General features: G+C 74.5%; 11 protein-coding genes and 1 riboswitch. Of the genes, 7 read left to right on the forward strand and 4 right to left on the reverse strand.

The window, feature by feature from the left end; genetic code table 11:
- Positions 1-25: 25 nt before the first annotated feature.
- Genes gatC through gatB form a run of 3 tightly spaced genes read left to right on the forward strand, consistent with a single transcriptional unit; the run spans position 26 to position 3,449 of the window.
- Positions 26-322: an Asp-tRNA(Asn)/Glu-tRNA(Gln) amidotransferase subunit GatC gene (gene gatC / locus KVS67_RS04630; RefSeq protein WP_002854348.1), complete on the forward strand. Its 297-nt coding sequence runs from the start codon at positions 26-28 to the stop codon at positions 320-322.
- Between the two features lie 8 nt (positions 323-330).
- On the forward strand, positions 331-1,947 hold the full coding sequence (gatA, locus tag KVS67_RS04635; RefSeq protein ID WP_186299330.1) for an Asp-tRNA(Asn)/Glu-tRNA(Gln) amidotransferase subunit GatA: 1,617 nt from the start codon (positions 331-333) through the stop codon (positions 1,945-1,947).
- On the forward strand, positions 1,944-3,449 hold the full coding sequence (gene gatB, locus KVS67_RS04640; RefSeq protein ID WP_217564780.1) for an Asp-tRNA(Asn)/Glu-tRNA(Gln) amidotransferase subunit GatB: 1,506 nt from the start codon (positions 1,944-1,946) through the stop codon (positions 3,447-3,449). The genes gatA and gatB overlap by 4 nt, the downstream gene beginning before the upstream one ends.
- Positions 3,450-3,464: 15 nt before the next feature.
- On the opposite strand, the gene KVS67_RS04645 is transcribed toward gatB, so the two are convergent.
- Positions 3,465-4,541, reverse strand: a complete 1,077-nt coding sequence (locus KVS67_RS04645) for a phosphotransferase (protein WP_063188764.1) — start codon at positions 4,539-4,541, stop codon at positions 3,465-3,467.
- Positions 4,542-4,682: 141 nt separating this feature from the next.
- Between KVS67_RS04645 and KVS67_RS04650 the strand changes: the two genes are divergently transcribed.
- On the forward strand, positions 4,683-5,570 hold the full coding sequence (locus tag KVS67_RS04650; protein ID WP_063188762.1) for a CPBP family intramembrane glutamic endopeptidase: 888 nt from the start codon (positions 4,683-4,685) through the stop codon (positions 5,568-5,570).
- Between the two features lie 18 nt (positions 5,571-5,588).
- Here KVS67_RS04650 and KVS67_RS04655 read toward each other — a convergent pair whose 3' ends face one another.
- Positions 5,589-6,239, reverse strand: a complete 651-nt coding sequence (locus KVS67_RS04655; protein ID WP_036317582.1) for a VOC family protein — start codon at positions 6,237-6,239, stop codon at positions 5,589-5,591.
- Between the two features lie 163 nt (positions 6,240-6,402).
- Positions 6,403-6,518: riboswitch (SAM riboswitch) on the forward strand.
- A gap of 130 nt (positions 6,519-6,648) precedes the next feature.
- Here KVS67_RS04655 and KVS67_RS04660 point away from each other — a divergent pair.
- Both KVS67_RS04660 and KVS67_RS04665 read left to right on the forward strand, forming a co-directional pair.
- Positions 6,649-8,016 carry a bifunctional o-acetylhomoserine/o-acetylserine sulfhydrylase gene (locus KVS67_RS04660; protein ID WP_063188760.1) on the forward strand — a complete coding sequence of 456 codons (1,368 nt, stop codon included), beginning with the start codon at positions 6,649-6,651 and terminating at the stop codon, positions 8,014-8,016.
- The gene (locus KVS67_RS04665; protein WP_063188758.1) at positions 8,013-9,143 is read left to right on the forward strand and encodes a homoserine O-acetyltransferase; all 1,131 of its coding nucleotides are present in this window, start codon (positions 8,013-8,015) and stop codon (positions 9,141-9,143) included. Before KVS67_RS04660 ends, KVS67_RS04665 begins: the two co-directional genes overlap by 4 nt.
- A gap of 75 nt (positions 9,144-9,218) precedes the next feature.
- Here KVS67_RS04665 and KVS67_RS04670 read toward each other — a convergent pair whose 3' ends face one another.
- Positions 9,219-10,112 (reverse strand): SGNH/GDSL hydrolase family protein, encoded by an 894-nt coding sequence (locus tag KVS67_RS04670; RefSeq protein ID WP_063188756.1) that lies wholly within the window; start codon positions 10,110-10,112, stop codon positions 9,219-9,221.
- A gap of 80 nt (positions 10,113-10,192) precedes the next feature.
- Here KVS67_RS04670 and KVS67_RS04675 point away from each other — a divergent pair, with 80 nt between their 5' ends.
- The gene (locus KVS67_RS04675) at positions 10,193-10,885 is read left to right on the forward strand and encodes a phospholipase (RefSeq protein WP_217564781.1); all 693 of its coding nucleotides are present in this window, start codon (positions 10,193-10,195) and stop codon (positions 10,883-10,885) included.
- A 52-nt stretch (positions 10,886-10,937) separates the two neighbouring features.
- Here the strand turns inward: KVS67_RS04675 and KVS67_RS04680 are convergent, their stop codons facing one another.
- The gene (locus tag KVS67_RS04680; protein WP_036317588.1) at positions 10,938-11,180 is read right to left on the reverse strand and encodes an RNA-binding S4 domain-containing protein; all 243 of its coding nucleotides are present in this window, start codon (positions 11,178-11,180) and stop codon (positions 10,938-10,940) included.
- Positions 11,181-11,272 lie beyond the last annotated feature (92 nt).

Consider the following 11,272-nt stretch of genomic DNA (forward strand, 5'->3'; position numbering starts at 1 on the left):
CCCGACCCGTCACACGAGGAGATCCATGCCTGAGATCACCCGGGATCAGGTGGAGCATCTGGCTCGCCTGGCCCACATCCGGATGACCGACGAGGAGCTGGACACGATGTCCGGCGACCTGGAGAAGATCCTGGAGCACGTCTCCGCGGTCCAGGCCGCCGCGGGCGACGACGTGACGCCGACGTCCCACCCCATCGCGTTGGAGAACGTGTTCCGCGAGGACGTGCCCGCCGGCATGCTCACGCAGGAGGAGGCCCTCGACCAGGCGCCGGACTCCGAGGACGGCCAGTTCAAGGTCCCCGCCATCCTGGACGGAGAGTGATCACCCCCATGACCGAGACGTTCGACGTGAACGCGACCCTCGGCGCCGACGAGCTCGTCCGGCTCACCGCGCTGCAGATGGCCGAGCGCCTGCGCGCCGGCACCACCACCTCCGTGGAGCTCGTCCAGGCCCACCTGGACCGCATCGCGGCCCACGACGGCGACGTGCGCGCCGACGCCGACGGCGACCGCGGCGTGCGCGCCTACCTCCACGTGAACACGGACGAGGCCCTCGCCGTCGCCGCCGAGGTGGACGCGATCCGCGCCGCCGGCGGCCCCGAGGCCGACGCCCTGCACCCGCTGGCCGGCGTGCCCGTGGCCGTGAAGGACAACATCGTCACGCGCGGCCAGCCGACCACGGCCGCCTCCCGCATGCTCGAGGGCTGGCTCAGCCCGTACGACGCCACGGTGGTGGCCCGCCTCCGCGAGGCCCGCCTGCCGATCCTCGGCAAGACCAACCTCGACGAGTTCGCCATGGGCGGTTCCACCGAGCACTCCGCGTTCGGCATCACCCGCAACCCGTGGGACGGGGACCGCGTGCCCGGCGGCTCGGGCGGCGGGTCGGCGGCCGCCGTGGCCGCCTTCCTGGCCCCCTTCGCCCTCGGCTCGGACACCGGCGGCTCCGTGCGTGAGCCCGCCGCGTTCACCGGCACGGTCGGCGTGAAGCCCACCTATGGCGCCGTCTCGCGCTACGGCCTGATCGCCATGGCCTCCTCGCTGGACCAGATCGGCCCCGCCGCCCGCACCGTGGCCGACGCCGCGGCGCTGCAGCAGGTCATCGGCGGCCACGACCCGCAGGACTCCACGTCCCTGGCCGACGCGCCGGCGGACCTGACCGCCGCGGCCCGCGGCCGCGACCTGGCGGGGCTGCGCGTCGGCGTCGTGACGGACCTGCCGGCGGACGCGTTCCACCCGGGCATCCGGGCCGGCTTCGACGAGCACGTCGCCGCCCTGCGGGAGGCCGGCGCGGAGATCGTGGAGGTCTCCTGCCCGAGTTTCGACGCCGCCCTCGGCGCGTACTACCTGATCATGCCCTCGGAGGCCTCCTCCAACCTGGCCCGCTTCGACGGCGTCCGCTACGGCCACCGCGTGGTGCCCGACGGCGGCGGCACCATCGAGCAGGTCATGGGCGCCACCCGCGCCGCCGGCTTCGGCGCCGAGGTCAAGCGCCGCATCATCCTGGGCACCTACGCGCTGTCCGCCGGCTACTACGACGCCTACTACGGCTCCGCGCAGAAGGTCCGCACGCTCGTGCAGGAGGACTTCGCCCGCGCCTTCGAGCAGGTGGACGTCATCCTCACGCCCACCGCGCCGACCCCCGCGTTCGAGCTGGGCGCCAAGACGGACGACCCGATGACCATGTACGTCAACGACCTGGCCACCATCCCGGCCAACCTGGCCGGCGTCCCGGGCATGTCCGTGCCGGGCGGCGTCGTCGACGGGCTGCCCTACGGCCTGCAGCTGATGGCGCCGGCGCGCCAGGACGCCCGCCTGTACGAGGCCGGCGCCGCGCTCGAACGCCTCGTGGCCCAGCGCCGGGGCGGGCCGGTGTGGGCCGAGGCCCCCGAGCTGGAGAAGGGCGCGCAGCGCGCCATCACCGCGACCACGGCAGGAGGCCGGGCATGAGCCACGCAGAGCAGACCATGGACTTCGCGGAGGCGATGGAGCGCTTCGACCCCGTGCTGGGCTTCGAGGTGCACGTGGAGCTGAACACCGCCACGAAGATCTTCTCCTCGGCGCCCAACGCGTTCGGCGACGAGCCGAACACCAACGTGACCCCGCTCGACCTCGGCCTGCCCGGCACCCTGCCGGTGCTCAACCGCGAGGTCGTGGAGTACGCGATCCGCCTGGGCGTGGCCCTGGACGCGCAGGTCGCCGAGACCTGCCGGTTCGCGCGGAAGAACTACTTCTACCCGGACACGCCGAAGAACTTCCAGACCTCCCAGTACGACGAGCCGATCGTCTTCGACGGCCACCTGGACGTCGAGCTGGAGGACGGCGAGGTCTTCCGCGTGGAGATCGAGCGCGCGCACCTCGAGGACGACGCCGGCAAGCTCACCCACGTGGGCGGCTCCGGACGGATCCAGGGTGCCTCCGCATCCCTCGTCGACTACAACCGCGCGGGCGTGCCGCTCATCGAGATCGTCACCAAGCCGATCGTCGGCGCCGGCGCGCGGGCCCCCGAGCTGGCCCGCGCCTACGTCACCGCGATCCGGGACATCGTGCAGGCCATCGACATCTCCGACGCGCGGATGGAGCGCGGCAACGTCCGCTGCGACGCGAACGTCTCGCTGATGCCCAAGGGCGCCACCGAGTTCGGCACCCGCACCGAGACGAAGAACGTGAACTCCACGCGCGCCGTGCAGCACGCGGTCACCCACGAGATCCAGCGCCAGGCCGCGGTGCTCGCCGCGGGCGGCACCGTGACGCAGGAGACCCGCCACTGGCACGAGGACACCCGCAGCACGACGTCCGGCCGTCCCAAGTCCGACGCGGACGACTACCGCTACTTCCCCGAGCCGGACCTGCTGCCCGTGGTGGTGGACGAGGCCTGGATCGAGCGCGTGCGCGCCGAGCTGCCCGAGCTGCCGGCCGTGCGCAACAAGCGCCTGAAGGCCGAGTGGGGCTTCTCCGACGAGGAGTTCCGCGACGTCGTGAACGCGGGCGTGGCGGACGAGATCGCCGCGACCGTGGACGCCGGCGCCTCCCCGGCGGCGGCCCGCAAGTGGTGGATGGGCGAGATCGCCCGCCTGGCGAACGTCCGCGAGGTCGCCGTCGCCGAGCTGGGGATCACCCCGGCGCACGTGGTGGAGATCGAGGAGCTGATCGCCGCGAAGACGATCAATGACAAGATCGCCAAGCAGGTGCTCGGTCTCGTGGCCGACGGTGAGGGCGCCCCGAAGGAGGTCGTCTCGGCGAAGGGCCTGGCCGTGGTGTCCGACGACGGCGCGCTCACGGAGGCCGTCGACGCCGCGATCGCCGCCAACCCGGACGTGGCCGAGAAGATCAAGGGCGGCAAGATGGCCGCCGTCGGCGCCCTGATCGGCCCGGTCATGAAGGCCACCCGCGGGCAGGCCGACGCCGGCCGCGTCCGCGAGATCGTCCTGGAGCGCCTGGGCGTGTCCTGACGACCGCGCGGGCCCTCAGTCGTCCAGGGCGGCGAGGGCCCGCGCCACGCGGGGCAGGGTCTTGCGCAGCAGGCGCCGCCAGGACCCCGCGGCCAGCCCGCCGACGATCGCGTCCCGGGCCGCCGCGTCGTCGAGCGTCTCCAGGGCCATCGCCCCGAGCCACACGCGGGCCCGGCGCGCCTCGGCCGCGTCCCGGGCCAGGTCGGGGACCTTCTCCTCGCCGTGCCACAGCGCCAGGTAGGCGACGTTGAGGGCGGGGTCCCATGCGCACGCGAAGTCCCAGTCCAGCACCCCGGCCAGCGCCCAGCGCAGCGGGGCGCGCGGGTCCTCGTCCTCGGGCACGGCACGCCAGCGCATGTTGTGCCCGGCCAGGTCGCCGTGCACGAGCGACGGCGGCACGGGCGGCGCGGCGGTCCACGTCGTCACCGTGTCCGCGAGGGCGGCCACCGCGTCCGGCCACGCCTCGGCGCCCAGCCGCGCGTCGACGTCGTGCCCCTCCCATGCGCCCAGGCGCGCGGCGACCGTCCCCGGCAGCGCCGCGACGTGCCGGGCGCGCTCCGGCGTCCACGGGCCGCGGAAGGCGAACGGGCGGCCGAGGTGCGGGGCGATCCGCGGGTCGGTGACGTCCACGGCGGCGAGGTCGTCGAGGACGCCGCGCAGCACGGCCGGATCGCCCTCGTGCGGCGGGTGCGGGCCGCCCGGGAGGAAGCGCTGCAGCACCGCGGCGCCCGGGCCCGCGGAGACGGGATCCGAGAGGGCGACCGGGACGGCCCACGACACGTCGCGTTCGGCCAGGGCCGCGGCGAGTCCGTCGAGGAGGGCCAGGCGCCGGGGCAGGTGCGCCGCGGGGTCCCGCTCGGGCGCCCACCGCGCGGCCGGGGCGGCCCCCACCTCGTGGGCCCGCGTCATCCGGAGGACGCCGACGTCCTCGAGCACGAGCACGCGGTGGAACTGCCCGCCCTCCTCCACGGACGCCGCGGCCCAGTCGGCTGTGCGGAGCCGCCGGGCGAGGGCGGGGTCGAGGCCGGGGCGGAGGTGCCTCAGGGCGCGGTGGACCAGCTCGAGCTCGCTGGGGGCAGGCGGGGAGACCACACGACCACGCTAACGCTCCCGCCGCCCGCCCGGACTTTCGAACGTGACATCGGGGGAATGGGGACTTTCGAACGGGAGATAGGCCCTCCCTCACGTTCGAAAGCGCCCGGGGGGAGAGGGGGCGGGCGGATACTGGGGGGCATGCCCGCCACCCCGCGCACGTCCCGCCCCCCGGCCGCCCGACCCGACCCCGCGCTGCCCGCCCCGTCGGCGCGCACGGTGCGGTGGGAGATCGCGATCGTCCTCGGCCTCTCCCTGGGGAAGTCGGCGGTCTACGCGATCGTCCAGCTCATCGACAAGGCCACCCAGGCCCCGCTGGGGGAGCAGACCACCGTCCTCAACCCGGCCCTGGCCGACCGCTGGGCCTTCGACCTGACCTATCAGCTGCTCGGCATCGGGTTCGCGCTCGTGCCGGTGGCCCTCGTGCTGCACCTGATGCACCTGCGCGGCCGGGACCCGTTCCGGGTGCTCGGCCTCGACCTGCGTCGCCCCGGCCGCGACCTGGCCTGGGGCCTGGGCCTGTTCGCGGCCATCGGGCTGGGCACGCTCGGCGTCTACGCCGCCGGCCGGGCCCTGGGGATCACGACGGCGATCGTCGGCGCGGCGCTCGGGGAGAGCTGGTACCAGGTACCGGTCCTGCTGCTCTCCGCGCTGCGGCACGGACTGCTGGAGGAGGTCATCGTGGGCGCCTGGCTCGTCGACCGGCTCGGGTATCTGCAGCGGCTGCGCGCCGCGGGCCTGGCGCACGATCCGGCGCCGGCCGTGCCGTCGTCGTGGGTGAGCGCCGAAGGGCTGTACCTGCCGACCCGCGTGGCGGTCGTCGTGCTCGCCCTCGCGCTGCTGCGCGGGGCGTACCACCTGTACCAGGGGATCGGGCCGGGCGTGGGCAACGCCCTGATGGGCGTGGTGTTCGCGCTCGTGTTCCTGCGGGTGCGCCGGGTGATGCCGCTGGTCATCGCGCACACGCTGCTGGACGCCGTCGGGTTCGTCGGCTACCCGCTGCTGGCGCGGGCGGGGCTGCTCGGCTGAGCGGCCCCGCCCCCGCGCTCAGAGCGTGACCTCGCCCTTCGGGGTGCGGAAGGTGACCGAGACGATGCCCGGGGTGCCGGAGGGCGCGACGTACTCGATGTTCACGTCCTGGACCTGGCCGTCCTCGTCGTCGCCGAGCCACTCGGCGAGGCGCTCGGGGGAGCCGGCGATGTTCAGGCGCTCGATGGTGGCCTGCGGCTCGGCCGCCTGCGAGGGGTGCATGTCCTCCTGACCGTCGGCCCAGCGCAGGATGAACGGCAGCTGCGGGTCCGCGAGGGTTCCCTTGACGCCGATCTGCCGCCAGGACAGCTCCCGGCCGTCCGGGAAGCGACGGTTGCCGGGGACGGCCTCACGGCCGAGGCGGCGCTCGAACCGGCCGATGTCCGTGGTGGCCACCGCCCAGCTCATCCAGCCGCCGCCCTGCTCGGTGCGGGCGCGCACGAGCTGGCCGAACGGCGCGCTGAGGGAGGCCGGGTGGTCCAGGGCCTCGACGACCTCCAGATACTGCCTGCCCGCCATGGGGAACAGGGCGTTCTGCGTGCCGAAGCGGGGGTGGACACCGCCCTTGATCCGCTCGATGCCCAGCGTCTCGGCGATGCGGGCGACCGTGGCGTCCAGGCCCTCGGGGCCGGCGGCGTAGGACACGTGGTCCATGCGACAGGTGTGCACTGCGCTGTTCCTCTCCGTTCCCGGGCTGCCCCGGGGATTGACCTGGTGCGAGTCGGGGGGCGTCGAGCCCTTGACGGGTCGGGTGCCCCCGTGCGGAGAGCGTATCCGCGTGTGACACGCGTGACGAAATCGTGGCGGGGCGGCGGGCTACACTCGGAGACACGGTCACGAGAGTCAGCAACAGGCCCCGGCATGCTGACCGGCAACCCTCCTTCCGCGGTGGGGTGCCCCGGGTGACGACCAGGCCGGCCCCACAACGGGTGCCGGCAAGCGCGGGCCGATCCCACGGCCCCTCTCGACGGCGCCGGGTCATCTCCGGCACCTCGACGACGCCGGTCCCCGGATCGGCACGTCGGCCGGCGGGCGGGGCGGCCGGGTCCGGCCCCTGAACCCCTCAGGAGGGTCCGCCATGACCGACCAGACCACCCCGACCCCCGACGCCTGGGGCTTCTCCACCGCGCAGGTCCACGCGGGCGTCGCCGTCGGCCAGCACGCCTTCGGTGCGACCGCCCTGCCGATCTTCCAGACCACCTCGTACGACTTCCCGTCCGCCCAGGTGGCCGCGGACCGGTTCGCGCTCAAGGACCTCGACCCGCTCTACACCCGCATCGGCAACCCGACGCAGGGCCCGGTGGAGGAGAAGATCGCCGCGCTCGAGGGCGGTGTGGGCGCGCTGCTGCTGGCCTCCGGTCAGGCGGCGACGACGTTCGCGATCCTCAACCTCGCCGGCGCCGGCGACCACGTGGTCGCCTCGGCCAGCCTCTACGGCGGCACGCAGAACCTGTTCAAGCACACCCTCGCCAAGGTCGGCGTCGAGACGACGTTCGTGACCGACCCGGACGACCTCGAGTCCTGGCGCGCCGCCGTCCGGCCGAACACCACGGCGTTCTTCGGCGAGACCCTCGGCAACCCGCGCGGGGACGTCCTGGACGTGCGCGCCGTCGCCGACGCCGCCCACGAGGCCGGCGTGCCGCTGATCGTGGACAACACGCTGGCCACCCCGTACCTGCTGCGTCCGATCGAGCACGGCGCCGATATCGTCACCCACTCGGCCACGAAGTACCTCGGCGGGCACGCCGCGGCCATCGCGGGCGTGATCGTCGACGCCGGCACGTTCGACTACGCCCAGCACGCCGAGCGCTTCCCCGGCTTCAACGAGCCGGACGAGTCGTACCACGGCCTCGTCTACGCGCGGGACCTCGGGGTGGGCTCGCCGCTCGGCGCCAACCTGGCCTTCATCCTCAAGGCGCGCGTGCAGCTGCTGCGCGACTACGGCTCGGCCATCTCCCCGTTCAACGCGTTCCTCGTGAACCTCGGCCTGGAGACCCTGTCCCTGCGCATGGAGCGGCAGGTGGCCAACACGGCCGCCGTCGCCCGTTGGCTCGAGGGCCGGGACGACGTCGAGCGCGTGGTCTACGCCGGCCTGGAGTCCAGCCCGTGGCACGAGCGGGCCCAGCGCTACCTGCCGAAGGGCGCGGGCGCGTTCGTCTCCTTCGAGATCGCGGGCGGCCGAGAGGCCGGGGCCGCGTTCGTGGACGGGCTCACCCTGCACCACCACGTGGCCAACATCGGCGACGTCCGCTCGCTCGTGGTGCACCCGGCCTCGACCACCCACTCCCAGCTCACCGACGACGAGCAGCGCGCCGCCGGCGTCACCCCCGGCCTGGTGCGGCTCTCGCTCGGCGTGGAGGACATCGAGGACATCCTCGCCGACCTCGAACGCGGCTTCGCGGCCGCCGCTCGCCGCGGCGACGACGAAGCGGGGGAGCGGGCATGACCGCCGTCGCCACGCGTCCGTCGCGCACCGCGCTGCCCCGCGGCGGCCGCCACCGTCTGCGGGTCGGCGAGCTGCGCACCGAGACCGGCGGGCTGCTGCCCGACGTCGAGCTGGCCTACGAGACCTGGGGCACCCTCGCCGCCGACGGCGCCAACGCCGTGCTCGTGCTGCACGCCCTCACCGGCGACGCGCACGTGGCCGCGCACGAGGAGGACCCGACGCCGGGCTGGTGGGACGCCCTCGTCGGCCCGGGCCGCGCCGTGGACACGGACCGGTGGTTCGTGGTCGCCCCCGCCATGATCGGCGGCTGCCACGGCTCCACCGGGCCCTCGACGCCCGCCCCCGACGGGCGGCCCTGGGGCTCCCGGTTCCCGTTCCTCACGCTGCGGGACGCGGTCGAGGCCGAGCGGCGCCTGGCCGACCACCTCGGGATCGGCGCGTGGCGTGCCGTGATCGGCGGATCGATGGGCGGGGCCCGCGCCCTCGAGTGGGCCGCGACCCACCCCGCGCGCGTCGCCGGGGTGGGTGTGCTGGCCGCCACCGCGGCCTCCTCCGCCGACCAGATCGCGTGGGGGCAGGCGCAGACCGCGGCCATCCGCCTCGACCCGGACTTCCAGGGCGGCGACTACTACCCCGGCCCCGGCCCCGTGGCCGGCCTGGGCATCGCCCGGCGCATCGCCCACACCACCTACCGCACGGCGGGCGAGCTCGGCCAGCGGTTCGGCCGCGAACCGCAGGGCGTCGAGGATCCCTTCGGCGCCGCCGTCGGGGTGCCGGGCGGGCGCGGGCGCTACGCCGTGGAGTCCTACCTGGACCACCAGGCGGCCAAGCTCACCGACCGGTTCGACGCGAACTCCTACCTCGTGGTCACCGAGGCCCTCATGGGCCACGACGTCGGGCGCGGGCGCGGCGGTGTGGCGGCGGCGCTCGCGGACTACCTGGGCCGGGCGTTCGTGGCCGCCGTCGACTCGGACCGGCTCTACCTGCCGGCCGAGTCCGAGGCGCTCGCGGCGGCGCTGCCCGCGCGGCCGCCGGTGCACACGATCACCTCGCCCATCGGCCACGACGGGTTCCTCACCGAGTACGGCCAGGTGGCCGACACGCTGAAGCGCACCCTCGCCCTCTGAACTTTCGTTCGGGAAACGGCGGCGTGTCGCGGCACTGTCGTTCGAGAAACGGCCACCGGTCCCCGCCGGCCGGGCTCAGGGCTCGACGATGTCCAGCGGCTCGGTGTGGTCCGAGCCCTGCGGCATCGGCGCGCCGAAGAGCGGCTCGGGGACGGGGCGCTTGGCCGTGACGCCGTCGCCGGAGGAGACGCCGCGGAGGCGGCGGACCACCCACGGCGCCAGGTGCGTGCGCACCCATGCGGCGTCCGACGCGCGGGCCGCGCGCCACGTGCGCGGCGCCGGCGGGGAGAGGCGCAGGTGCTCGAGGCCGTGCTCCACGCCGAGGGTGTCCAGCACCATCGCGGCGATCGTGTGGTGGCCGAGCGCAGAGAAGTGCAGGCGGTCCTCGGCCCACATCTCCCGCCGGGCGAGGTCCTTGAGCGACCACATGTCCGGCACCAGCGCGTCGTGCCGCAGCGCGATGGTGCGCACGTTCTCGTTGTAGATCGCCACGGTGCCGCGGATGCGGCCGATGACGGGCGTGCCCTTCACGTCGGTCGCGTTGAACAGCAGCACGGTGGCGCCGTCGGAGGCCAGGCGTTCGACGACGGCGTCCAGCCGGACCGCGATCTCGTCCGGGTCCGCGCCGCGCAGGATGTCGTTGCCGCCCGCGCAGACGCTGATGAGGTCCGGCCGCAGGGCGATCGCCGGCTCCACCTGGTCCTCGGCGATCTGGTCCAGCAGCTTCCCGCGGACCGCCAGGTTGGCGTAGGCCAGGTCCTCACCGGGCGGCGTCAGGCGGGAGAGCTCCTCGGCCAGGCGGTCGGCCCAGCCGCGGTGGTAGCCGGGGCGGTCCGGGTCGGGGTCGCCGATGCCCTCGGAGAACGAGTCCCCGATGGCGACGTAGCGGCGCCACGGATGGGCGGCGGGGTCGTCGACCGGGGTCGCGTCGGAGGCGTGCGGAGGCTGGGAGGAGGATGGGTTACCCACGAGTAGGATTCTGCCCGCGTCGCGCGGGAGGGGTCAACCTCCGGGAGGGGTCGACCTCGCCGCTCGCTAGGCTGGCGGGCGTGAACGCGAACCCCACCCCCGCCGTCGAGCCCGTCGTCCGCTGGTCCCGCCCCGAGGGCGAGCGCACCGAGGACCTGCTGATCGTCCTGCACGGCTACGGCGCGAACGAGGACGACCTGTTCGGCCTCGTCCCGCACCTGCCCGAGCACGTCACGGTGGCCGCCGTCCGCGCGCCCCTGCCCCTGCAGCCGGGCTCCCACGCCTGGTTCCCGCTCTCCCAGGACCCGGTCACGGGGGAGCTGGGCTCCACCGCCGAGCCGGTGCGCGAGGCCGTCAAGGCCCTGCACGCCTGGGTGCAGGCCGTGCGCGGGGACTTCCGCACCGTCTCCCTGCTCGGCTTCTCACAGGGCATGGCCATGGCCACGTCGCTGCTGCGCCTGGACCCGGAGGCCTACGCGTGCACCGTGGCGCTGTCCGGCTTCGTGGTGGACCCGGAGCTCACCGAGCCGCAGCTGCGCGAGCTGTTCACCCGCGACGACGACGTCGCCCGCGCCCGACCGAAGGTCTTCTGGGGCCGCGGCCAGGAGGACCCGATCATCTCCGAGCCCCGGGTCGAGGAGACCCATGCCTGGCTGAACGCCCACGTGGACCTCATGAAGATCGTCTATGCCGGGCTCGGCCACGCGATCAACGAGCAGGAGCTGGGCCACGTGAAGGAGTACCTCGCCCACATGGTGCCGCCCCGCGGCTGACGCACCGGACACGCTCGACGACGGCGCCGCGGCCGCCCGACGGGGCGTCGGCTCAGGCCTGCCCGGCCTGGACGACGAACGCCTCGCCGGCGAACTCGACGACGTCCCCGTCGTGCAGCTGGGCGCCGCGGCGCGTCTCCACCGCGCCGTTGACGGTGACGAGCCCGTCGGTGACGACGTCGCGGGCCATGGCCCCGTCCTCCACGAGGGAGGCGAGCTTGAGCGCCTGGCCGAGGCGGATGGACTCGTCACGGATGGGCAGGGGCTGGGCGTCGGGTGCGTTCGTCTCGGTCATGGTGTCCATCATGGCCGGTAGGCTGGACGGGATCGACCGGCGCGCCGCGCCGGAACGGGCCCGCCGCGTCGAAGGCGGCCGGGTGCCGTCGT

This window comes from Micrococcus sp. GbtcB5, from assembly GCF_019091605.1.
Taxonomy (GTDB): Bacteria; Actinomycetota; Actinomycetes; order Actinomycetales; family Micrococcaceae; genus Micrococcus; species Micrococcus luteus.